We start from the raw sequence: 22,639 nt of genomic DNA, 5'->3' as shown, positions 1-22,639 counted from the left end.
TCCTGTCGCTGATGGAAAGGCTTTGGTCAAGGGCGGCATCGTGCTATGAAAGGGGTATGAAAAAGACTGCGTTCCTTATGGCGCTTGTCGCCCTGCCCGCCACGGCCGATGTCACATCGCCCAGTGGCAAGACGGTCGATTGCTATTGCACCGACCGCAACCGCAACCGTGTCGAACTTGGCGAAATGAGATGCCTTCAGGTCGATGGCCGCATGTTCATGGCGCAATGCCAGATGTCGCTGAATGTGCCGATGTGGCGCGAGATCTCCGAAGGCTGCGTTTCCTCAGAGCTGCGCGGCGGCGATCCAGCCTTTGATCCGCTTGGCGTTCACCCCAAAATCTGACCGTCCGAAGCGCAAGCGCCCGTAGACCTCCAGATGTTTGTTCGCCCCGGCATCTATCACGCTGACCGTAGTATAGTCGGGAAAGCCGAACGCCAGCGACCGGGTGACATAGGTGACCTGTCCTTCCTCGATCGAACCGGCCAGCTTCTGTGTACGTGGCGTGGCAAGGATGACCTTTTCCATCGCCTCCATCTGCCCCGCACCATCCCCGGCGATTTCCTTGCGCCAGACATATCCGCCCTTGAGCTGCCTTGTCTCCACTCCCTTGACTGCCGCCTGCCGGTGCCAGCGCTGGGGATCGGACGGTGCCAAACGGATATAGACTAGCAACAGAACGAACAGCCCGATCACGATCCATGTCAGCATTTTCCACATCTCCCTTTTTCCTCTTGGCCCCTCTCAGGCTCAGCGATAGCTGACACCCGGCAGCACACATAGCATCTCGTACAGAATATTCGCCGCTGTCAGCGCGGTATTGCCGGTGGTGTCGTAGGGGGGCGAGACCTCGACAAGGTCGCCACCGACGATATTGAGCCCGCGAAAGGCGCGGATCAGGGTCAACGCTTGCGGTGTGGTCAGCCCACCGATCTCGGGCGTGCCGGTGCCGGGGGCAAATGCCGGATCGAGGCTGTCGATATCGAAGGTGATATAGGTCAGCGCACCGCCGATATCGCGCCTGATCTCGGCGCCGAGGCTGGCAAGATTGCGCCCCCAAAGCTCCTGCGCGGGGAACTGCTGGAACCCCCAGCCCGCCGCCTCCTTGAAATCCTCTGCGGAATAGCCGGTCCCGCGCAGGCCAATCTGGTAGGTTTTCGCAGGATTTATCAGCCCTTCCTCATACGCGCGGCGGAACACCGTACCATGGGCCTCGCGCTCACCGAACATCTCGTCGTTCACATCCGCATGGGCATCCACGTGCACCAAGGCGACAGGCCCGTGCCGCTTGGCCATCGCCCGAAGGATGGGGAGCGTGATCGAATGATCCCCGCCGATAGCCAGCGGCATCGCGTCATAGTTCAGGATCGCCTCGTAACTCTCCTGAATGATGCGCAAACTTTCGCTGAGAGAGAAGGTATTGATCGCCAGATCGCCGATATCCGCGACCTGCAGACTGTCGAAAGGTGCAGCGCCGGTGCCAAGGTTGTATGGCCGGATCATCGCGCTTTCGCTGCGCACCTGCTTGGGGCCGAACCGTGTGCCCGACCGCCAGGATGTGCCGATGTCAAGCGGGATGCCGACAACCGCCACGTCGAGCCCCTTGAGGTCATTCACGGCGGGCAACCGCATGAAAGTGTTCGGCCCCGAGAACCGGGCAAGGTCATTCCCGCTGATCGGCTGGTTCTTGTGACTCATTTGCGCCGCATCCGGTAGCCCAGTAGGCAGAGTATCTCCACCGCCACGTGCGCCCCGGCAATCGCCGTCGCCCCCGTGGTGTCAAAAGGCGGAGAGACCTCAACCACGTCGCCGCCCATGATGTTGATCCCCGCCAGCTCGCGCAGCATGATCGCCGCCTGCGCAGAGGTCAGACCGCCCCAGACCGGGGTACCGGTGCCCGGCGCATAGGCCGGATCAAGGGCGTCGATGTCGAATGTCAGGTAACAGGGATTGTCCCCCAGCACCTCCTTGATCCGCATGGCCGCCGCCTGCGGTCCGCGTTCATGCACCTCGCGCGCGTCGATGGTGGCCACGCCCATCGTGTCGGGATTGGTCGTGCGAATGCCCACCTGAACGGATGTTGCCGGGTCGATGATCCCCTGCTTGATGGCCTTGTAGACGAAAGTGCCGTGGTCGATCCGGTCCATATCGTCGTCAATCCAGGAATCGGAATGCGCATCGAACTGCAACAGGCTGATCGGACCGTACTTTTCGGCGTACGCCTTGAGGATCGGAAGCGTGATGAAATGGTCCCCCCCCAAGGTCACCGTCGCCACATCCGCCGAGAGGATCGTGCGGATATGCTCATTCAAAGTTTGAGGGAACTTCGCCACATGGCCGTAGTCGAATGCCACGTCTCCGTAATCGATGATCGCCCGCTCGCTCAGCACATCGAAGCCCCATCCATACGGGGGATCAGGCGTCTGCAAAGCACTCGCCTCGCGGATCGCCCTGGGCCCAAGCCGCGTGCCTGTCCGGTTCGTCACCGCCTGATCGAACGGCACCCCGGTAATGGCGATCTCCGCCCCCGCAAGGTCCTTGGTATAGCGCCGCCGCAAGAACGACGTCGCCCCGCCAAAGGTGTTCTCAAAGGTCAGCCCCCTGAGGTCCTCGCGCGTGAACGCCTGATCGACTTGTTTCGCCGCATCTTCCAGTGCCATGCTTCAGGCTCCCGTCACGGGCTGTGCACGTTCGACGATCCGGGCGAAGAATGACGCGCCAATGGGTGCGATCTCGTCGTTGAAGTTGTACTTGGGATGGTGGACGGAAGCGCCCTCGCCCTGTCCCAGCATCAGGTAAGCACCGGGCCGCGCCTCCAGCATGTACGAGAAATCTTCCGCCCCCATGACCGGTGGAAAGGCCGTCTCGACCCCCGCCTCTCCGGCGACTTCGCCCGCGACTTCCGCCGCGAAATCCGTCTTGGCCGCATCGTTGACCGTCGGCGGATAACCGAATTCGAAATCCAGCTCCGCCTTCAGATCGAAACTCGCCGCATGGCCATCCACGATGGCCTGCATGCGCCGCACCGCCATGGCCTGCACCTCCTTGCTGAAGGTACGCACGGTGCCGTTGATGTAGACCTCTTCGGGGATAACATTATCGGTCGTCCCGGTGTGGATCTGCGTGGTCGAAATCACAAGCCGTTCCTTGGGATCGAGGTTGCGGCTCACGATTGTTTGCAAGGACTGCACGATGGCGCAAGCCGCGACCACCGGGTCGATGCACTCATGCGGCCGCGCGCCATGCCCGCCCTTGCCCGTCAGGTTGATCGTAAAGGTATCGGCCGCGGCCATGATCGGCCCCGGCGTCGTGTGAAACCGCCCGAATTCGAGGTTCGGCGCATTGTGCAGCGCGTAGACCTGGGTGATGTCAAAGCGATCCATGACCCCTTCCTTCACCATGATCTCGCCCCCGCCGATGATCTCTTCGGCGGGTTGGAACAGCAGCGCCACCCGCCCCGAGAAATTGCGGGTCTCGGCCAGGTACTTCGCCGCCCCCAGCAACATCGCCGTATGCCCGTCATGCCCGCAGGCGTGCATCTTGCCCTCGTGGGTGCTGGCATAGGGCACACCGGTATCCTCGGTGATCGGCAACGCATCCATGTCCGCCCTGAGCCCGATGGTCGGCCCCGCTCCTTGCCCGTTGATGATGGCGACGATCCCCGTCTGTGCTACCCCCTCGTGCAGCTCATCCACCCCGAACTCCCGCAGCCTCTCAGCCACGAAAGCAGCCGTCTTGAAGCAATCCAGCCCCAGCTCCGGAATGGTGTGCAGATGCTGTCGCCAGGCGGCCATATCCGCGCTGAAATCGGCGATGCGGTTGACGACGGGCATGGGGTGGACTCCTCGGGTCAGAAAACTCAGGGTGCATCTGACACCAGACGGGACCGGGCTGCAATGGCGGATGATCTGATACACGACGAAGAGGCAGGGATTGAACGGCTGCTGGAAATCATGCGCCGCCTGCGCGACCCCGAGACCGGCTGCCCCTGGGATATCGAGCAGGATTTCGACACCATCGCCCCCTACACGATCGAGGAAGCCTATGAGGTCGCCGACGCCATCCAGCGCCGCGACTGGTCGGAACTTGAGGGCGAACTGGGCGATCTGCTGCTGCAATCGGTCTACCACACGCAGATGGGTGCCGAAGCGGGGCACTTCACCTTCCAATCCGTCGTGCGCAACATCTCCAACAAGATGGTCGCACGGCACCCCCATGTGTTCGGCGACGAATCCCGCGACAAGACCGCCGACCAGCAGACCCGCGACTGGGAGGCGATCAAGGCCGCAGAGCGCGCGGGCAAGGCTCAGAAAGGCACCCTCGATGGAGTGGCGATCGGGCTGCCCGCCCTGCTGCGCGCCTACAAGCTGCAAAAACGCGCGGCACGCGTCGGGTTTGACTGGCCCTCGACGGACGAAGTGATCGCCAAGATCACCGAGGAAGCCGCCGAACTGGTCGAGGCGCGCGATACGCTCAGCCACGCCGAGATCGAAGAGGAATTCGGCGACATCCTCTTCGTCATCGCCAACCTCGGCCGGCACCTCGGCATCGACCCCGAAGCCGCGCTGCGCGCAACAAATGCCAAGTTCACCCGCCGCTTCGAAGGGATCGAGGCACGGCTCGCCGCCATTGGCAAGACCCCTGCCGACAGCGATCTGGCAGAGATGGACGCGCTCTGGGATGCCGTGAAGGCGGATGAGCGTGCTGGTGCCGACAAGGGCTGAACCGCCCTTTCGTTCCGCCGGTCAATCCCCTATCTGTGGCTGCGAAAGGATACGCCATGCCGCCCAGAAAAACCATCATCGACACCGACCCAGGACAGGACGATGCCGTCGCGATCCTCCTTGCTCTTGCCAGCCCCGAGGAGATCGACGTGCTGGGCATCACCTGTGTCGCAGGCAACGTGCCGCTGCCCCTGACCTCCAAAAATGCGCGTATTGTCTGCGAGTTGGCAGGCAAACCTGATGTGAAGGTCTTTGCCGGATGCGACCGCCCCCTTGGCCGCGAGCTGGTCACCGCCGAGCATGTCCACGGCAAAACCGGCCTCGACGGCCCCGACCTGCCCGACCCGACGATGCCCCTTGCGGACGGCCACGCGGTCGACTTCATCATCGACACGCTCAAGTCCCACGAACCGGGCAGTGTCACCATCTGCCCGCTCGGCCCTCTGACCAATATCGCGACCGCCTTTCAGCGCGCCCCCGAAATCACCGAGAACGTCGCAGAGATCGTCCTGATGGGCGGCGGCTATTTCGAAGGCGGCAACATCACACCAGCAGCAGAGTTCAACATCTACGTCGACCCGCAAGCTGCTGACATTGTCTTCAAATCAGGCGTTCCGCTCGTTGTGATGCCGCTTGACGTCACCCACAAGGCGCTGGTGACGAAACCCCGTAACGACGCCTTCCGCACCCTTGGCACACCGGTGGGCATTGCGGTGGCCGAAATGACAGATTTCTTCGAACGCTTCGACAAGGAGAAATACGGCTCGGAAGGCGCGCCGCTGCATGACCCCTGCGTGACCGCATACCTCATCAACCCGGACCTCTTCAAAGGCCGCCATATCAACGTCGCAATCGAAACCCAGTCAGAACTGACCATGGGCATGACCGTCGCCGACTGGTGGCGGGTGACCGACCGGGCCCCGAACGCCCTGTTCATGGGCGATATCGACGCCGACGGGTTCTTCGCGTTGCTGACCGAAAGGCTAGCCCGGCTGTGAGCGCCGCATTGACCCTTGCCAAGCCCGAGCATCTGGATCGGCTGATCGCGCTCTGTGCCGCCTTTCACGCGGAGGAAGGCATCGTCCAGTCTGACGAGCAGCGCCGCGCCGCGTTGGCGCCCCTGCTCGAAGGTCAGCCCTATGGTGTCGCCTACCTGATCGGACCGCCCCGCGCGCCCATCGGGTATATCGTCGTCTGTTTCGGCTGGTCGGTTGAATACGGCGGCCTTGATGCGATCATCGACGAGCTCTACATCCGCCCCGGCGTGCGCGGTCGTGGTATCGCGAGCGAGGCGCTCATTTCATTGCCCAAGGCATTGTCCGGTGCGGGGCTGCGTGCCATCCATCTTGAGGTGGATCACACGAACGAAAAGGCGATCAAGTTGTATCGCCGCGCGGGCTTTTCCCCGCGTGATAACTACATGTTCATGTCAAAGCGGCTGGCCTGATGCACATTCCCTTCGACAACAGCTATGCGACCCTCCCCGAGACCTTCTACACCAGGCTCGAACCCACATCCGTTTCCGCCCCCAAGCTATTGGCGTTCAACAAGGAACTTGCCGCGCTACTGGGAATCGAAGCTGGGGACGTGGAAGAGCTTGCTGCCGTTTTTGGGGGTAACGAGATACCGCAAAACGCGGCCCCTCTCGCCCAGCTCTACGCCGGTCACCAGTTCGGTTCCTACAACCCGCAGCTCGGCGACGGGCGCGCGATCCTGCTGGGTGAGGTTATCGGCACGGACGGCATCCGCCGCGACATTCAGCTCAAGGGATCGGGCCGCACGCCCTATTCGCGCATGGGGGACGGCCGGGCCTGGATGGGACCGGTCCTGCGCGAATACGTCGTCTCCGAAGCCATGCACGCCCTCGGTATACCCACCACCCGCGCCCTGGCCGCCGTCTCCACCGGAGAGCCGATCTGGCGCGAACAAGGTGCCTTCCCCGGTGCAGTGCTCACCCGAGTGGCGCAAAGCCATCTGCGCGTCGGCACCTTTCAGGTCTTCGCCCACCGGGGCGAGATCGATAACCTGAAAACCCTCACCGACTACGCGATCGAAAGGCACTACCCGGAGGCCAACGGGCCCATGGACCTTCTGCGCGCCGTCTGCGCGGTACAGGCCGACCTGGTCACGCGCTGGATGTCCGTGGGTTTCATTCACGGCGTGATGAACACCGACAATTGCGCCATTTCAGGCGAAACCATCGACTATGGCCCCTGCGCCTTCATGGATGCCTTCCACCAGAACCGCGTCTTCAGTTCCATCGACCAGCAGGGCCGCTACGCTTTCGGCAACCAGCCCGGCATCGCCGTGTGGAACATGGCGCAGCTTGCGACAAGCCTCGTGCAGATGTTCGAAGACAAGGAAAACGCCGTGGCCGAGGCGACCGAGATCGTCCACGCGATGCCAAAACAGCTTGAGGACGGCTGGCTGAGGCGCTTTGCAGCCAAGATCGGCATCGCCAAGCCCACCAAGGAGGATACCGCGCTAATCGAAGGGTTGCTGGGCCTGATGCAGACGGACGGTGCCGATTTCACCAACACGTTCCGCGCCCTCGGTCGTCCGGAAGCGCGAGACCAGTTTACCGATCGCGAGGCCTTTGACGCATGGGAAGCCAAATGGCGGAGCCGGATCGCCACCGAGGCAGACACCGAGGGGACCATGGCCGCGGCGAACCCCGCCATCATCCCGCGCAACCACCGGATCGAACAGATGATCGAGGCCGCGGTCGCTGGTGACATGGCGCCCTTCGAAAGACTCATGCACGCGCTGGCCCGCCCTTTCGAGGAAACCGATGCAGACCTCATGCGCCCGCCCACGGAGGACGAAATCGTCCCCGCCACCTTCTGCGGCACCTAAGCGTCAGCGCGGCACGCGCGGTTTTCGATTGATCAGGAAAATACCGCTCGCCACCAGCACCAATGCGCCCCAGACCGTGGGTGCCACGTCCTCGGACAGCAACAGCCAGCCGAGGATCACCGAGAAGACGGGCGAGAGGAAGCTGAAGGACGCGACCGAGGACGACGGGTAGATCGACATCAGCCAGAACCACGCGAGAAACCCGAGGGTTGCCACCGCGATGATCTGGAACAGCAGCCCCGCCACGTGAATAGCAGCCACCTCGCGGACCAGCGGGCCGAACAGCGGCGCAAGGGGCAGCATCACCACCGCCGAGATCATCACCTGGAACATCAACTGCTGCGCGGGCGGCACCTGCGCCAGCGGCGTCAGCCGCACGCAAACCACGATCCCCGCCCAGCAGAAGGCCGCCGTCAGGGCCAAAAGGTCGCCGGCCCAGCTAACCGATCCGCCGCTGCGGTCAGCAAGGGCGATGGCAACGCCGGTCATGGCAAGGATCAGGCCAAGCGTCTTGCCGGGTGTCAGTCCTTCACCGGGGAAGAAGAAATGCGCGATCAGCGCCAGCCAGACCGGCATGGAGTAAAAGATCACCGAGGCACGGCTTACCGTCGTCAGATCAAGAGCGGTAAACAAACACATGAATTCCAAAGAGAAAAGAAGGCCCGACATGATCCCGCCAAGAAGCGCGGCCCGGGGAACGTGCAGGCTGACACCGCGCATCCGCATCCAGATCAGCAGCACCACCACCGCCCCGGCCGACCGTAACCCGGCCTGGAACACCGGCGCGAAACCGCCATTCGTGACCGCCACCACCACCTGACTGAACGACAGGTTCAACGCGAAGGTAATCAGCGCCACGGCACCGAACAGGTCCATATGATCCTTGCGTTCCACCGCCCGAAAGGTGCCGAGGTCAGCCGCCGAGTCAATGCGTAAATCACCGCCGATGAGCGCCGTTCGAAATTTTTCCCCTTTTGCGCGAGCGCATACATGGCATGGTGGTGCGGACCAGAACGAGGGGGATCGGGAAATGAGCTTGATGAAAACACTGGCCAAGGTGGCCGTCGGCGTGGCCGTGACCAAGGGCGCAAGTGCGATGATGCGACAGTCTGGCGGCGGCGCAGGCGGTGCCGGCGGTCTTGGCGGCCTGCTGGGTGGCCTTGCCTCAGGCGGCGGCACTGCGCCCCGGCGCGGCAGCACGCAGGCAGGCGGGCTTGAGGATATGCTAGGCGGTCTGCTCGGCGGTGCCGGAAGCGGCGCAGGCGACATGCCCGGCGGGCTTGGTGGCTTGCTGGAGCAGTTGGGCGGTGCCAAGGGCGGCGCGGGCGGTCTCGGCGGGCTTCTGGGCGGCCTGGCCGGTGCGGCCGGGGCTGGTGGTCTCTTGGGCGGCATGGGCGGCGCGGTACAGCGCCGACCAGAACGGAACGACCAGAGCTTCGGCGCGGTGCTGAACTCGCAATTCGACGCCACACCCGAGCCCGAGATCGAACCCTCGCAGGAGCAGGAGGCCGCGGCCGGTCTGATGATCGCCGCGATGATCCAGGCGGCGAAATCGGATGGGACCTTCGACGAGGCCGAAAAGGACAAGCTGCTGAACCAGCTGGGTGATGTCGATGCGGAAGAAGCGGCCTTTGTCCGTGCCCAACTGGCGGCACCTGTCGACTTCAACGCCATCGTGCGGGAAACACCGCAGGGCATGGGCCCGCAGGTCTACGCCATGTCCGTGCTGGGCATCGACCTCGACACCCAGCAAGAGGCGCAGTATCTCCACCAGCTTGCGCAGGGTTTCGGCATGAAACCTGCCGAAGTGAACAACATCCACGCCCAACTTGGCGTGCCGTCGCTCTACACCTGAGCCAACTTAACGCAGCGCCCTACGAGAGGGCGCTGCTTGCCATCCGTCAGAACTTACCCGTTCGCAGCGCGCGCCTTGTTGCCGCCACCACGACGCCGCCGCCGCGCGCCCGCGGGCTTGCCTGCAGCCGGGGCGCCACCGGCAGCCCCGCGCGGCCGGTTCGCACTACCACCGGGCCTGCCGCCTCTGCGGCGACCGGCGCCACCACCACGCTTCGGCTTCTCCTCGATCTCCGCCCCTTCCCAGGCACGGCCCGAGGCAACGGGGATGCGCAGCTTCATCACCTTCTGGATCGCGATCAGGTCCGTCATCTCGTCCGGCGCGCAAAACGCGACAGCCTTGCCATCTTTGCCAGCCCGCGCCGTGCGCCCGATGCGGTGCACGTATTGATCGGGCACATTTGGCAGCTCGTAGTTGTAGACGTATTGCACATCCGGAATATCCAGGCCCCGTGCGGCCACATCCGTGGCCACCAGCACCGTGATCTCGCCCGACTTGAACCCGGCCAACGCCCGGTCCCGCTGCCCCTGGCTCTTGTTGCCGTGGATCGAGGCCGCGTCGAAACCCGCCTTGACCAGAGTCTTCATCAGCTTTTCCGACCCATGCTTGGTGCGCCCGAACACCAGTGTCCGCTCGCCCTTGTGCGCGGCCAGAAGTTCGATCAGCAGATTGGTTTTCTCCGCCTTGGCGATGAAATGCACCTCCTGCGTGACCTTGTCCGCCGCCTTGCCCGGAGGCGAGACCTCGATCCGGATCGGACGGTTGAGATAGCTCTCCGCGATCTCGTTCATCAGCTTTGGCATGGTCGCCGAAAACAGCATCGTCTGACGCTCTTTCGGGATCACGGAGGAGATCTTCCGCAGATCGTGGATGAACCCCATGTCGAGCATCTGGTCCGCCTCGTCGAGAACAAGGAAAGTCGTCTCGTCCAGCCGCACCGCCTTGCGATCCATCAGATCCAACAGGCGGCCCGGCGTCGCGACCAGCATGTCCACACCGCGTTCAAGCCGCCGGATCTGGGTGTTGATGTTCTGACCGCCCACGACCATCTCGGCGCGCAGGGGTGTACGCTGGCAGAACCCCTTGAGGTTCTCCATGATCTGCTGCGCCAACTCCCGCGTGGGGGCCAGCACCAGCGCCCGCACCGAACGCGGCGAGGGTTTGCGCGGGTTCTCCAGCATCTGTGCGACCAGCGGCACGCCAAAGGCCGCCGTCTTGCCGGTGCCGGTCTGGGCCAGCCCCATAACGTCGCGCCCGTGCAGCGCGTGCGGGATGGCCTGTTTCTGGATCGGGGTGGGATCGGTGATCCCCATGTCGTTGAGACGCGCCACCAGCTTCGGCGGCAGGTCCATCATATCGAAATCGCTCATATATCGTCTTTCCGCGCCACGGCCCTTGCCACGACGCAATTATTCGTGGGCGCTAAATTGCGCCCTGTGGGTCACGCAACGCGGATCGCGGAGGCCGGCCAAATGCCGCGCAACCGTCCGGTGCGTCTGGCCCCACGCGTGATCTTGGGAACAATGGCGGGCCTTGCGGGCCTGTCGCTCCGGATGGTCCGGAACCGGCACTGCTCACGCGGCAGAAGGCATCGCCTGAGGGGCAGATGGGGCATCGGGCGGCACAAGTCAACCTCCCAGTGGAATTGCCGGGTGGCACCGCGCCCTAAAGGACGCTACATCAGGCCCACGTTTCGACCGAAGGGCAAAGGATGACACGATCCATCATCAAGCGTTGCGAGGACATGGGCCTGCGCATGACCGACCAGCGCCGGACCATCGCCCGCGTGATCGAGGACAGCGAGGATCACCCGGACGTGGAGGAACTCTTCAAACGCGCCTCCGCTCTCGACAGCGGCATCTCCATTGCGACCGTCTACCGCACGGTCAAGCTCTTCGACGAGGCGGGTATCCTCGACAAGCTGGAATTCGGCGACGGACGCGCCCGCTACGAAGACGCCGAGCGCGACCACCACGACCACCTGATCGATCTCAATTCCGGCGAGGTGATCGAATTCGTCGATGCCGAGATCGAGGCGCTTCAGGAAAAGATCGCCCGCAAGCTCGGCTACGACCTGCGCGGCCACCGGCTGGAACTCTATGGGGTGCCCCTAAAAGCACCGAAGGAACCGACATGAGCGATCGCGACCGCCCTCTTCTCGCCGTGCTGGTCGATGCGGACAACGTGCCCGCGCGCCACGCTGCCAAGATCATGCGTGAGGTCGCCGCGATCGGCGAACCTGCCTTGCGGCGGGTCTACGGCGACTGGTCGAACGAGGCCCTCAAAGGCTGGAAAGAACCGATCCACCAGCTTGGCCTTGTCGCGCATCAGGAAACCGCCAATTCGCGCGGCAAGAACGCCACCGACATCGGGCTGGTGATCCATGCGATGGACATTCTGCACTCGGGCCGCTTCGACGCCTTTGTGATCGTGTCCTCCGACAGCGATTTCACGGCCCTGGTGAACCGCTTGCGCGAGGACGGGTTAACTGTCATCGGCATCGGCGAGCGCAAGACGAACGAGGCGCTCCGCAACGTCTACAACCGCTTTATCCTGATCGAGAACATTCCCGATCCGGACGCCCCGGAACAGGTGGTTGAGAAAAAGACCGAAAAGGCGTCTAAGGCGCTTCCCTTTTTCCGAGAAGCTTTCGACCGGATCGACAGTGTCGACGACTGGTGCAATCTCGGCCAGATCGGTCAGGCCATCCAGGCCCGACACCCCGATTTCGACAGCCGGACCTACGGGTTTTCCAAGCTCTCCGCACTTGCGAATGCGCTGAACAAGCTCGAGACCAAGAAGACCGGAAATGCCCTGCTCGTGCGCTTGAAGGAGTAGGGCACCACCTGCCCGACACTATCCCTGCGGTTCATATGCGGGGCTGCGCGCCAGCATGAAAGGCAACAGAAAGGTAAGCAGGAACAGCCGCGCGATGTGGCAGGCAGCCACGAACCCCGGCACCACGCCCAGAACCGCGCCCATGGCGATCATCGTCTCAAGGCCGCCGGGCGCGAAGGCCACCAGCACATGGCCGACAGGCATGCCAAGCGCCAAGGCCACCGGCACCGAAGCGCCGGCGGCAAAAACCACCGCCACGAAAGTCACGGCAAGCCCGGCTGCCGCTCCGCGGCGCAGGTCTGCGAAGGTGATCCCGGAAAACCGCGTGCCGATCAGCGTCCCCAGCACGAGGTAGGCCGGCAGGATCAGCCATTCCGGCAGGACACCCGGTGCCCATTCCGTGAGATGCCCCAGCGCCGAGATCAGCATCGCCCCCATCAGAAGCGGCGCGGGCACACCGATCCGCATGAAGATGAGCCCTGCCCCCACCCCGAGAGAGACAAGGACCAGCAAATCGGCATAGCGCATCAGTTCGCCTTGGGGTGCGATGTTGGCTGCGACGTCGATCCCCAGAAGTAAGGCGATGAAGGGCACAAGGATGGTCAACGTCAGCAATCGCACCGACTGGGTGATCGAAATCCGCGCAAGGTCCATCCCCATGTCGGCCGCCATGGCCACGACGAAGCTCAGATGCCCGGGAGCGGCAGCCAGAAGCGCCGCGCGGGGCGCGAAATCGAAGGCGCGGACCAGCATGAAACGACAGGTCACAAGGATGCCCCACATCACCAGGGCCATGAAGGCAAAGGCCAGGGGCCAGCGGACCATCGCCGCCAGCGCATCCGCGTCGAACCCCGCCCCCACTGCAAGCCCAAGGATCACAAAGCACGTATCCCGCAACCTTGGCGCAACCGAAACCCGGAGCCCCGACAAGCCCGCGAGGGAGACCGCGATGGCGGGCCCGAGAAGCATGTAGACGGGGGCGGAGAGCAACCACGCGATCAGCGCGCCGAGAGCCCCCACCCCGATGGTCAGCGCGGTTGTCGTCAGTTCCTCGAAGGGTCGATGCGGTTTCATGCGGTCCCAGCTACCACCCGCTCTTGCCCTTGTCTGTCAAAACCGTCATGCCCGCGCCAAAGATCACCACATCGGGCAGAACATGGACAACTTTCGCGGCGCCGTGCTGATGGTCCTGGCGATGCTGGGCTTCGCGCTTGAGGACATGTTCATTAAACTGCTCGCAGGTGCGGTCAGCGTGGCACAGATCCTGATCATGCTTGGCGTCGGCGGCTCTGCCGTCTTTGGCTGCATCTTGCTGCTGCAGGGCAAGGCGCTCTTCTCGCGCGAGATGCTGGCAGTGCCCATCGCGCTGAGGGCGCTGGGAGAGATGGTCGGCACCCTCGCCTTTGTCTCGGCTATCGTGCTGACCCCGATCTCCAGCGCTTCGGCCATCCTGCAGGCTACACCGCTGGTCGTGACCCTTGGGGCCGCGCTGTTTCTGGGCGAACCCGTTGGCTGGCGGCGCTGGAGTGCGATCATCGTGGGCCTTTTCGGCGTCATTCTCATCATCCGCCCCGGCCTCGACAGTTTTGAGCCGCTGTCGCTCCTCGCAGTCCTCGCGGTCTTCTCACTGGCGACCCGCGATCTGGCGACCCGCAAGACACCGGCGCGCATCTCGACCATGCAACTGAGCTTCCTGGGATTTGTCTCAATCATCCCTGCGGGCGCGTTTCTGCTGCTCGCAACGGGCGGCAGAATGGTAAGTCTCGACGGGCTGGGCTGGAGCTATTTCGCCGGCGCGCTAGGCGTCGGTCTCTTTGCCTACTATGGCATCGTCGCGGCGATGCGGATGGGCGAGGTCAGCTTTGTCACGCCCTTTCGTTATTCCCGGCTGATATTCGCCCTGATCATCGGCATCGCCGTCTTCGACGAGTCCCCCGATGCGCTGACCCTCATCGGGGCGGCGATCATCGTCGCATCCGGCATCTACACCGTCTGGCGCGAGCGGCGCATCGGCGTGATAGCGTAAACGGTCGGAATTCGGCGCAACCCAGCCTTTTCCCCCGGCACGCAGCCGGGTATGAGACGGGCAACCAGACACCAAAGGATCAATTCCATGAGCACCATCATCGACATTCACGCCCGCGAGATCCTCGACAGCCGGGGCAATCCCACCGTCGAGGTCGATGTGACACTCGAGGACGGCACCATGGGCCGCGCCGCCGTGCCTTCGGGTGCCTCGACCGGTGCCTACGAGGCGGTCGAGCGCCGTGACGGTGACAAGAGCCGCTACATGGGCAAGGGCGTGCTGGAGGCCTGCGCGGCGGTGAACGGCGAGATCGCCGAAGCGCTTGTGGGCATCGACGCCACCGAGCAGGTCGAGATCGACGAGACCATGATCGAGCTTGACGGGACCGACAACAAGTCGCGCCTCGGGGCGAATGCGATCCTTGGCGTCTCGCTTGCCTGTGCAAAGGCGGCGGCGGATTACTGCACGCAGCCCCTCTTTCGCTACGTGGGCGGCACATCGGCGCGCGTGCTGCCGGTGCCAATGATGAACATCATCAATGGCGGGGAACATGCCGATAACCCCATCGACATCCAGGAATTCATGATCATGCCCGTCGCGGCGGACAACATCCGCGATGCCGTGCGCATGGGCGCGGAGGTTTTCCACACGCTCAAGAAGGAGCTTTCCGCCGCTGGTCTCTCGACCGGGATCGGCGATGAGGGCGGTTTCGCGCCGAACATCAACTCCACACGCGACGCACTTGATTTCATTCTGAAATCCATCGAGAAAGCAGGTTACGCACCGGGCGAGGATATCTATCTCGCCCTCGACTGCGCGGCAACCGAGTACTTCAAGAACGGCAAGTATGAGCTTGCCGGTGAAGGAAAATCCCTCAGCAGCGCCGAGAATGTGGGCTACCTTGCCGCGCTCGTGGCCGACTACCCGATCATCTCCATCGAGGACGGCATGTCCGAGGACGACTGGGACGGCTGGAAGGCCTTGACGGACGCGCTTGGCGGCAAGGTGCAACTCGTCGGAGATGACCTCTTCGTGACCAATCCGAAGCGTCTGGCCGAGGGCATTGCCAAGGGCAGCGCCAATTCCATGCTGGTGAAGGTCAACCAGATCGGCAGTCTGACCGAGACGCTCAAGGCCGTGGACATGGCCCACCGCGCGGGCTTCACCAACGTGATGTCCCACCGCTCCGGCGAAACCGAGGACGCCACCATCGCCGACCTCGCCGTCGCCACGAATTGCGGACAGATCAAGACCGGCTCGCTCGCCCGCTCCGACCGGCTGGCCAAGTACAACCAGCTGATCCGGATCGAGGAACTGCTAGGGGAAACAGCGCAATACGCGGGCCGCAGCATCCTGAAATGACGGTTGGGCGAAAGACAGGAGGGTTACAACCGTTTGTGGCACCGGGTCCCCTGCCCCTGTGGCGCGCCACATGACCGGCATCCGCATCCAGCCCGCCGAGGACCCTGCCGATATCGAGGCGGTCCGTAAACTCTGCTGGGCCTACCGCGATTTCCTTCTGGGAAACTCGCCAAGGGACCGCGAGATCACGGAGACCTTTTACCCGACGGAGAAATATCAAGCGCTGATGGCCGATCTGCCAAGGCTGCACGCACGCCCCAAGGGCATCATCCTTTTGGCCCGCGACGCGACTGGCACAGCTGTAGGCTGCGGCATGACCCATGCGCTCGCCCACGAGACTGCCGAGATCAAGCGTGTCTTTGTCACCGATGCGGCGCGGGGCAAGGGCATCGCGGCTGGGATTTGCGAGGCATTGATCGCACAGGCCCGCACGGATGGTTACAGCCGCATCGTGCTCGATACCTCCAAGAGCCTTGCCGCCGCGCAATCACTCTACAGCCGGCTTGGTTTCTCCCTGCGCGGCCCCTACCAACCCATCCCCGACGACGTGCTGCCAGACCTTCTGTTTTTTGAGCTGAAACTATGACCGCCGACGAAATCATCGCCCATCGTGACCTCGCCCCGCACCCCGAGGGCGGCCATTTTCGACAGACCTGGGTGGCGGAAGGTCCGGGCCGTCCCAGTGGCACGTGCATCTACTTCCTGCTCAAGGCGGGCGAGCAAAGCCATTGGCATCGGGTCGATGCCACGGAAATCTGGCTCTACCACGCCGGCGCGCCGCTGGTGCTGAGCCTGTCCGGGACAGAGAACGGCCCGGCAATAGACCACCTGCTCACCCCTGACCTGGAGAAGGGCGCGCCACAGATCATCGTACCGGAAAATCATTGGCAGGCCGCCCGCAGCACGGGCGATTTCACGCTGGTCAGTTGCACCGTCTCGCCCGGGTTCCATTTCGAGGGCTTCACCCTCGCGCCGCCGGGTTTCGACATCCCTCGCGGTTAGCGCGACTCAGACGGCAGGCTCACCGTGCCACCGCCCACCGCCGCGCGCACGCCTGTGGTCGTTGGGCAGGAGGTCGGCAACCCGCGCGCCACGCGCACCGCCAGATACCCGAAAGCCTGCGCCTCCAGCATGTCGCCATCGAGGCCGATCTCTTCGACAGGCGCGACCGGACAATCGAGGCTGACCGCCAGCATCTGCATCAGCACGGGATTGTGCCGCCCGCCTCCGGTGACGAACACCCGCGCGGGCGGGCTCGGACAATGCTCCATCGCCTGTGCCACCGCCGCCGCGCACATCGCCGTCAGCGTGGCCGCCGCATCCGCGTCAGACAGCTCGCGCACCAGCGACACCATCTCAGAAAAATCGTTCCGGTCCAGTGATTTCGGCGGGACCCGTGCAAAGTAGGGCTCGGCCAGGAACAGCTCCAGCGCCCCCTGCTCCACCTGCCCCCGCGCAGCCATCTTGCCGCCTTCGTCATACGCCTGTCCCAGACGCTCCTGCATCAGGTCGTTGAGGGGTGCATTCGCGGGACCGGTATCGAAAGCCAGCAAGGCACCCGCATCCTCTGGGCGGGCGATAGAGGGATCGACAAGGGTCAGGTTGCCGACGCCACCGAGGTTGAGAAAGCCGATCCGCTCGGTGAGCCCGGCAAAGCGCGCGCAGGCGTGATGGAAAAACGGCGCAAGCGGCGCGCCCTCCCCGCCAAGCGCCACATCGGACGAGCGGAAGTCCCAGACCACCGGGATCACGAGACGGTCGGCCAAGACCGCCCCATCGCCCACCTGAAGTGTCCCACGGGTACGCGGGGCATGGGCAAGGGTCTGTCCGTGAAAACCGATCAGATCGGCCCCGTCCCAGCCCTCCAGAAGTGCCAGATGTGCCGCCTCCACCACCTCTGCCGCCGCCCGCACCGCGTCGCCTTGCCATTGGCCAAGGGCCGCCGCGATCACCGCCCGTTCCTCAGGGCTGTATGGCCGATACCCGGTCTCGCCGAAAGACAGGATGTCATGGCCATCCGTCTCGACCATTGCGGCATCGACGCCGTCCAGAGACGTGCCCGACATTACGCCCAAGGCGCGCAGCGGACCCTTCTTGCCGATTGCCCTGCTCATTGCCTGCCCCCGGCCCTTTGCGGGCCTTCCCCTTCGCCATGCTTGCGCCTATAGATGCCCCGCGAATACCGGCTGAGGCAAGAGACCATGACCTACCACCCGAAATCGGATTTCATCCGCGTCATGATGGAACGCGGCTTTCTGGCCGATTGCACCGATCTGCAGGGGCTGGATGAAGCCATGCTGAAGGGCGGTCAGCCGGGCTATATCGGTTTCGATGCGACGGCCAAGTCGCTGCACGTCGGCTCGCTCATCCAGATTATGATGTTGCGCTGGCTGCAGAAGTGCGGCGGCAAGCCCATCACGCTGATGGGCGGCGGCACGACCAAGGTGGGCGATCCGTCCTTTCGCGCGGACGAACGCCCGCTGATGGGACCCGAGCAGATCGACGAGAACATCGCCGGAATCAAGCAGGTCTTCAGCGCCTACCTCACCTACGGCGACGGTCCATCGGACGCGATGATGATCAACAACGCGGAATGGCTGGACGGGCTGAACTACCTCGATTTCCTGCGCGACATCGGGCGGCATTTCTCGATCAACCGTATGCTGAGTTTCGAGAGCGTGAAATCGCGCCTCGACCGCGAGCAATCGCTGAGCTTTCTCGAATTCAACTACATGATCCTGCAGGCCTACGACTTTCTCGAACTGAACCGTCGTTATGGCTGCATCCTGCAGATGGGCGGTTCGGACCAGTGGGGCAATATCGTCAACGGCATCGACCTGACCCGCCGGGTGATCGACCACGAAGTCTTTGGGTTGACTTCGCCCCTTCTGACCACCTCGGACGGCAAGAAGATGGGCAAATCCCAGTCCGGTGCCATCTGGCTCAATGCCGACATGCTGAGCGCCTATGAGTTCTGGCAGTTCTGGCGGAACACGACGGACGCCGACGTGGGCCGGTTCCTGAAGCTTTATACAGAGCTGCCACTGGACGAATGCGAGCGGCTGGGCGCACTGGAAGGCGCCGAGATCAACGAGGCAAAGATCCGTCTGGCGAACGAGGTCACGACGCTGCTGCACGGGGCGGAGGCGGCTGCGGCTGCCGAGGCGACCGCACGCGAGGTGTTCGAGAAGGGCGGGATTGGGGACGATCTGCCAACGCTACACCTGTCGGAGAAAGAAATCGGCGACGGCATCTCGATTGTGCAGCTGATCGTGAAATCGGGTCTTGCGAATTCCGGCAAGGAGGCCAAGCGCCTCATCGCCGAGAACGGTGCGAAAATGGACGATGCGCCGCTGACCAATCCGGGGCTGATCATCGACAAGACCGCGCTGGCAAACCCGATCAAGCTGAGTGCGGGCAAGAAGCGGCACGCGCTGGTGCAACTCGGCTAGGGATAGCAGCCCGGTAACCCCGTCTTAACCATCGGGGGCCCTTGATGGCCCCCGTGTTCGATACGACGTGCGCCTCGCCCTCATCTGCCCTGATGCAGGATGCCGCCTTTGCCGAGGCGCTGAGGCGCTGCGGCCAGACCCCGGTTTCGCTGCCCTCCGGCCACCTTCTGCTCCGCCGCCGGGTCCTCGGTATTTCGGTGCTCATGCTGCCCCGCGCCGCACCGCCTGCCGATTTGCAGGAACAGTTGCACGGCATCGGTCTGCACCGCGCGCCCCTGATCCTGTCGCCGGAGCTGCCTTGCCCTCTCCCGCCCGCCTTGAAACTCATGGCGCCCCGCAATCGCGCGGTCTGGTCTATCAACCTTGGTAGAGAGGCGCTTCGACGGGGCCTGCACCCGAAATGGCGGAACCAGCTTCGCAAGGCCGAGAGGCAATCCATTTCCATTCGGCCTGCTCCCTTGCGCCTGCCAAAGGACCAACCGTTCCTCGACGCCGCCGCGCGTCAGGCCCGTGCGCGGCGCTACGCGGGTTGGCCCACGGCCCTGACCGCCTCCTTTGCCGACGTCTCCCCGAGCCAAACCCACCTGTTTCAAGCCCTTTGCGGAAAGCGCGTGCTTGCGCAAATGCTGTTTCTGACGCACGGGCAGCACGCCACATATCACATCGGCCTGACCAGTGATGCAGGACGACGGGTTTGCGCGCATAACCTCATTCTCTGGAAGGCCGCCCGGCACCTAGCAGCAAAGGGCTGCGAAAGCATTGACCTGGGGGTTCTGGATGACACCCCTGCGGCCCTTGTCCGGTTCAAATTGCGCACCGGCGCGGATATCTGCCCCACGGGCGGGACGCACCTTTATTGGCGACCATTGGCCAGAAGCTAGCATTCGGCCTTTTCCTCCAGTGTCAGCCATTCCTCTTCCGCGGCAGCCAGTTTTTCCTGCCGTTCGACCAGAGCCTTGGTTGCCTTGTCGAATTTCACCGGCTCGCGGTTGTAAAGCTCAGGATCGGCCAGCAATCCCTCAAGCTTCGCGATCTCCGCCTCCAGCCGCTCAAGCTCTGCCGGAAGTGCTTCAAGGCGGTGTTTCTCGGTGAAACTCAACCCCGGTTTCGCAGACTTTTTCTGCTCCGGCTTGCTCGTGGCCGCTGTTTTGGCTTCGCTTACCGGCGCGGGGACGTCCTGATCCCCGCGCTGGGACAGGTAATCGCTCCAGCCGCCTGCGTAGATCGTCGCCTTCCCATCACCTTCCATGGCGATGGTCGTGGCTGCCACCCGGTCCAGAAAATCCCGGTCGTGGCTGACGAGAATCACCGTACCGTCGTACTGGCCCAACAGGTCCTGCAACAGGTCGAGCGTCTCCACGTCAAGATCGTTGGTCGGTTCGTCCAGCACCAGCAGGTTGCTTTCCCGCGCCATGATCTTGGCCAGAAGCAGGCGCGCCTTCTCGCCCCCCGAGAGCGACCGGACGGGGGCACGGGCCTGTGCCTCGTCGAAGAGGAACTCCTTGAGATACCCCACCACGTGCTTAGGGCTGCCCCGCACCAGCACCTGGTCGGCCTTGCCAGACACCCGCATCTCGGGATCGCCGGTCAGCGAATCCCAGAGGCTCATATCGCCGTCGAGCTGCGCACGCGCCTGATCGAACAGCGCCAGTTGCAGGTTCGTGCCCAGTTGCACGGTGCCGCTGTCCGGCGCTTCAAGTCCGATCAGCATGTTCAGCAGCGTTGTCTTGCCCACGCCGTTCGGCCCCACAAGTGCGATACGGTCACCGCGCTGAACGGTCAGCGAGAAATCCTTGACGATCGTCTTGTCGCCGAAGCGTTTCGATATCTTCCGGGCGTCGATCACCTTGCGGCCCGATTTCGGCCCGGCCTCCAGCGCCATTGCCGCCGTGCCCTGCCGTTTGATCTGGGCTGCGCGTTCCGCCCGCAAGTCCTGAAGCGCCCGCACCCGGCCCATGTTCCGCTTGCGCCGGGCCGAAATACCCTCGACCGCCCACCGCGCTTCGGCCTTGATCTTGCGGTTGAGCTTGTGACGCTGCATGTCCTCGTCTTCCCAGACCTTGTCGCGCCATTCCTCGAAAGCGGCAAAACCCTTTTCCTGCCGTCGCACCATTCCTCTGTCGATCCAGAGGGTTGCACGCGTCAGTTCACGCAAGAACGCCCGGTCATGGCTGATGATGACAAAGGCGGTGCGCGTATCCTTCAGCTCGTCCTCCAGCCAGCGGATCGCCTCGATGTCGAGATGGTTCGTAGGTTCGTCGAGCAGCATCAGTTCCGGCTCTTCCGCCATCAGCCGCGCCAGGGCCGCCCGGCGCCGCTCGCCGCCACTGGCCGTGGCGACCGGGCGCGCAGGGTCGAATTTCAGCCCTTCGCCGGCGCGTTCGACCTTGTAAAGCTCGCCCGGATCAAGCGCGGCAGCGGCGAAATCACCCAGCGTCTCGTAGCCGGACAGGTCCGGGTCCTGCTCCATGTAGCCCACGGACACGCCGGGGCCGCGGATCACCTCCCCCCGGTCGGGTTCGACCAGACCGGCCATCACCTTCATCAGGGTCGATTTGCCCGACCCGTTGCGGCCGACCAAGGCCACACGGTCACCCGGCTGCACGACAAGCGAGAGGTCCTCGAAAACGGGATCGCCGCCGAAGGTCAGGGAAATGTCGTTCAGTTGCAGGATCGGAGTACGCGCCATGTGGCGCAGCTAATGCGCGCCCGCGCGAAGGTCAACGGACCGCCTTCATGGTGCCCGAAATATCTCAGACCAGCGCGCGCAGCAGCCGCTTGCGGCTGTCCGGGATCGCCCCGATCTCGAGCCCGGTAAAGACATGGAGCGTGTTCATCTGGCGGTCCACGACCGCGTGATCGCTGACCCACCCGCCCATCAGCAGGTAGGTACGCAACAGCGGCGGCATGCGGCGCATGGCTTTCTTAGCGTCCGGTTTGCGGCGCAGCCGCGCGGCGTAGCGGAAGACATCCGGTGCCTTGACCCGTGGCAGCCAGCGTTTCGGCCCCACGTGGCGGGCCCGCAGCATCGCGAAGGCATCGAGGTATGCGCTTGTCTCGATCCCGGCGAAGGACGAGCAGCCAAAAAGCATCTGCACGCCTTCGCGGTCCACCACATCAGTCAGCGCCGCCCAGGCGACGCGCAGGATGTCGGGATCACGGTGTTCCGGGGCGACGCAAAAACGGCCCAGTTCCAGCATCCGTCCCTCGTAGCTCTCCAGCGCGCTCAACTCGTAGTATTGTGCCGCGTAGGATCGTTTGAGGCTTGCACCGTCCAGCGCCAGCAGGCGGTAGCAACAGACAAGCGCGCCTGTAGCGAGGTCTTCCACAAGAATATGTGTGCTTTGGCGGTCGAATGAATCCCTGTCGATCGGGGTGTCGAGACCGAAGCAACGCGCACGCAGTCTCTGGGCCGCTTCGACATCAGCGGCGTCGGCAGCTTCTCTGGCCCGGTATTTGCCTTTTGTCAGGTCGATCCGCACGGCTGTCTCCATCCTCTTGCCGCGCTCTTCATGGCCGCAAAAGAC

The 22,639-nt window shown here is 63.7% G+C and carries 24 protein-coding genes; 14 read left to right on the top strand and 10 right to left on the bottom strand.

The features are described from left to right. The first annotated feature begins 56 nt into the window (after positions 1-56). Positions 57-344 carry a hypothetical protein gene (locus tag AB2B41_RS03905; protein WP_367876433.1) on the top strand — a complete coding sequence of 96 codons (288 nt, stop codon included), beginning with the start codon at positions 57-59 and terminating at the stop codon, positions 342-344. On the opposite strand, the gene AB2B41_RS03900 is transcribed toward AB2B41_RS03905, so the two are convergent. From AB2B41_RS03900 to AB2B41_RS03885, 4 genes are read right to left on the bottom strand one after another with little or no spacing between them, the layout of a single operon-like run. Next, the gene (locus AB2B41_RS03900) at positions 285-710 is read right to left on the bottom strand and encodes a DUF1499 domain-containing protein (protein WP_367876432.1); all 426 of its coding nucleotides are present in this window, start codon (positions 708-710) and stop codon (positions 285-287) included. The two genes, AB2B41_RS03905 and AB2B41_RS03900, sit on opposite strands and share 60 nt — an antisense overlap. 39 nt (positions 711-749) lie before the next feature. Next, on the bottom strand, positions 750-1,697 hold the full coding sequence (gene speB, locus AB2B41_RS03895) for an agmatinase (RefSeq protein ID WP_367876431.1): 948 nt from the start codon (positions 1,695-1,697) through the stop codon (positions 750-752). After that, on the bottom strand, positions 1,694-2,659 hold the full coding sequence (gene speB, locus AB2B41_RS03890) for an agmatinase (protein ID WP_367876430.1): 966 nt from the start codon (positions 2,657-2,659) through the stop codon (positions 1,694-1,696). Before speB (AB2B41_RS03890) ends, speB (AB2B41_RS03895) begins: the two co-directional genes overlap by 4 nt. 3 nt (positions 2,660-2,662) lie before the next feature. Further along, positions 2,663-3,832 (bottom strand): M20 aminoacylase family protein, encoded by a 1,170-nt coding sequence (locus AB2B41_RS03885; RefSeq protein WP_367876429.1) that lies wholly within the window; start codon positions 3,830-3,832, stop codon positions 2,663-2,665. Positions 3,833-3,895: 63 nt separating this feature from the next. Between AB2B41_RS03885 and mazG the strand changes: the two genes are divergently transcribed. From mazG to AB2B41_RS03865, 4 genes are read left to right on the top strand one after another with little or no spacing between them, the layout of a single operon-like run. Then, positions 3,896-4,723, top strand: a complete 828-nt coding sequence (gene mazG, locus AB2B41_RS03880) for a nucleoside triphosphate pyrophosphohydrolase (protein ID WP_367876428.1) — start codon at positions 3,896-3,898, stop codon at positions 4,721-4,723. A gap of 56 nt (positions 4,724-4,779) precedes the next feature. Further along, entirely contained in the window at positions 4,780-5,721 is a 942-nt protein-coding gene (locus AB2B41_RS03875) for a nucleoside hydrolase (RefSeq protein WP_367876427.1), read from the top strand. Beyond that, positions 5,718-6,170 carry a GNAT family N-acetyltransferase gene (locus AB2B41_RS03870; protein ID WP_367876426.1) on the top strand — a complete coding sequence of 151 codons (453 nt, stop codon included), beginning with the start codon at positions 5,718-5,720 and terminating at the stop codon, positions 6,168-6,170. The genes AB2B41_RS03875 and AB2B41_RS03870 overlap by 4 nt, the downstream gene beginning before the upstream one ends. After that, on the top strand, positions 6,170-7,579 hold the full coding sequence (locus AB2B41_RS03865) for a protein adenylyltransferase SelO (RefSeq protein ID WP_367876425.1): 1,410 nt from the start codon (positions 6,170-6,172) through the stop codon (positions 7,577-7,579). Before AB2B41_RS03870 ends, AB2B41_RS03865 begins: the two co-directional genes overlap by 1 nt. Positions 7,580-7,582: 3 nt before the next feature. Here the strand turns inward: AB2B41_RS03865 and AB2B41_RS03860 are convergent, their stop codons facing one another. Then, positions 7,583-8,473: a DMT family transporter gene (locus AB2B41_RS03860; protein WP_367876424.1), complete on the bottom strand. Its 891-nt coding sequence runs from the start codon at positions 8,471-8,473 to the stop codon at positions 7,583-7,585. 136 nt (positions 8,474-8,609) lie between these two features. Here AB2B41_RS03860 and AB2B41_RS03855 point away from each other — a divergent pair, with 136 nt between their 5' ends. Next, complete coding sequence (locus AB2B41_RS03855; RefSeq protein ID WP_367876423.1) at positions 8,610-9,434, top strand: DUF533 domain-containing protein; 825 nt, start codon at positions 8,610-8,612, stop codon at positions 9,432-9,434. A gap of 53 nt (positions 9,435-9,487) precedes the next feature. On the opposite strand, the gene AB2B41_RS03850 is transcribed toward AB2B41_RS03855, so the two are convergent. After that, positions 9,488-10,804: a DEAD/DEAH box helicase gene (locus AB2B41_RS03850; protein ID WP_367876422.1), complete on the bottom strand. Its 1,317-nt coding sequence runs from the start codon at positions 10,802-10,804 to the stop codon at positions 9,488-9,490. Positions 10,805-11,145: 341 nt separating this feature from the next. On the opposite strand from AB2B41_RS03850, the gene AB2B41_RS03845 reads away from it, so the two are divergent. Then, positions 11,146-11,571 carry a Fur family transcriptional regulator gene (locus AB2B41_RS03845; protein ID WP_367876421.1) on the top strand — a complete coding sequence of 142 codons (426 nt, stop codon included), beginning with the start codon at positions 11,146-11,148 and terminating at the stop codon, positions 11,569-11,571. After that, a complete protein-coding gene (locus AB2B41_RS03840; RefSeq protein ID WP_367876420.1) occupies positions 11,568-12,272 on the top strand; it encodes an NYN domain-containing protein in 705 nt (234 codons plus the stop codon). Before AB2B41_RS03845 ends, AB2B41_RS03840 begins: the two co-directional genes overlap by 4 nt. A gap of 18 nt (positions 12,273-12,290) precedes the next feature. On the opposite strand, the gene AB2B41_RS03835 is transcribed toward AB2B41_RS03840, so the two are convergent. Beyond that, on the bottom strand, positions 12,291-13,346 hold the full coding sequence (locus AB2B41_RS03835; protein ID WP_367876419.1) for an AbrB family transcriptional regulator: 1,056 nt from the start codon (positions 13,344-13,346) through the stop codon (positions 12,291-12,293). Positions 13,347-13,428: 82 nt separating this feature from the next. On the opposite strand from AB2B41_RS03835, the gene AB2B41_RS03830 reads away from it, so the two are divergent. The 4 genes from AB2B41_RS03830 to AB2B41_RS03815 all read left to right on the top strand — a co-directional run bounded on the left by AB2B41_RS03830 (position 13,429) and on the right by AB2B41_RS03815 (position 16,662). Beyond that, entirely contained in the window at positions 13,429-14,298 is an 870-nt protein-coding gene (locus AB2B41_RS03830; protein WP_367876418.1) for a DMT family transporter, read from the top strand. A gap of 87 nt (positions 14,299-14,385) precedes the next feature. Then, entirely contained in the window at positions 14,386-15,660 is a 1,275-nt protein-coding gene (gene eno / locus AB2B41_RS03825; RefSeq protein WP_367876417.1) for a phosphopyruvate hydratase, read from the top strand. Positions 15,661-15,730: 70 nt separating this feature from the next. Next, the gene (locus tag AB2B41_RS03820; RefSeq protein WP_367876416.1) at positions 15,731-16,246 is read left to right on the top strand and encodes a GNAT family N-acetyltransferase; all 516 of its coding nucleotides are present in this window, start codon (positions 15,731-15,733) and stop codon (positions 16,244-16,246) included. Next, a complete protein-coding gene (locus AB2B41_RS03815) occupies positions 16,243-16,662 on the top strand; it encodes a cupin domain-containing protein (protein ID WP_367876415.1) in 420 nt (139 codons plus the stop codon). The genes AB2B41_RS03820 and AB2B41_RS03815 overlap by 4 nt, the downstream gene beginning before the upstream one ends. Here AB2B41_RS03815 and AB2B41_RS03810 read toward each other — a convergent pair. Beyond that, on the bottom strand, positions 16,659-17,774 hold the full coding sequence (locus tag AB2B41_RS03810) for an anhydro-N-acetylmuramic acid kinase (RefSeq protein ID WP_367876414.1): 1,116 nt from the start codon (positions 17,772-17,774) through the stop codon (positions 16,659-16,661). The two genes, AB2B41_RS03815 and AB2B41_RS03810, sit on opposite strands and share 4 nt — an antisense overlap. Positions 17,775-17,861: 87 nt before the next feature. On the opposite strand from AB2B41_RS03810, the gene tyrS reads away from it, so the two are divergent. Next, positions 17,862-19,112: a tyrosine--tRNA ligase gene (gene tyrS, locus AB2B41_RS03805; protein WP_367876544.1), complete on the top strand. Its 1,251-nt coding sequence runs from the start codon at positions 17,862-17,864 to the stop codon at positions 19,110-19,112. Positions 19,113-19,165: 53 nt separating this feature from the next. Further along, positions 19,166-19,993 (top strand): GNAT family N-acetyltransferase, encoded by an 828-nt coding sequence (locus tag AB2B41_RS03800; RefSeq protein WP_367876413.1) that lies wholly within the window; start codon positions 19,166-19,168, stop codon positions 19,991-19,993. Here AB2B41_RS03800 and AB2B41_RS03795 read toward each other — a convergent pair. Then, complete coding sequence (locus AB2B41_RS03795) at positions 19,990-21,801, bottom strand: ABC-F family ATP-binding cassette domain-containing protein (RefSeq protein WP_367876412.1); 1,812 nt, start codon at positions 21,799-21,801, stop codon at positions 19,990-19,992. The genes AB2B41_RS03800 and AB2B41_RS03795 overlap by 4 nt on opposite strands. Positions 21,802-21,865: 64 nt before the next feature. Next, entirely contained in the window at positions 21,866-22,606 is a 741-nt protein-coding gene (locus tag AB2B41_RS03790) for a GNAT family N-acetyltransferase (protein WP_367876411.1), read from the bottom strand. Between the last annotated feature and the right edge of the window lie 33 nt (positions 22,607-22,639).

The sequence above is a fragment of the Sulfitobacter sediminis genome (assembly GCF_040811725.1).
In the GTDB taxonomy this organism is placed as follows: Bacteria; Pseudomonadota; Alphaproteobacteria; order Rhodobacterales; family Rhodobacteraceae; genus Sulfitobacter; species Sulfitobacter sediminis.
The sequence above is the reverse complement of the archived record's forward strand: the minus strand, read 5'-3'. Positions and strand labels throughout refer to the sequence as shown.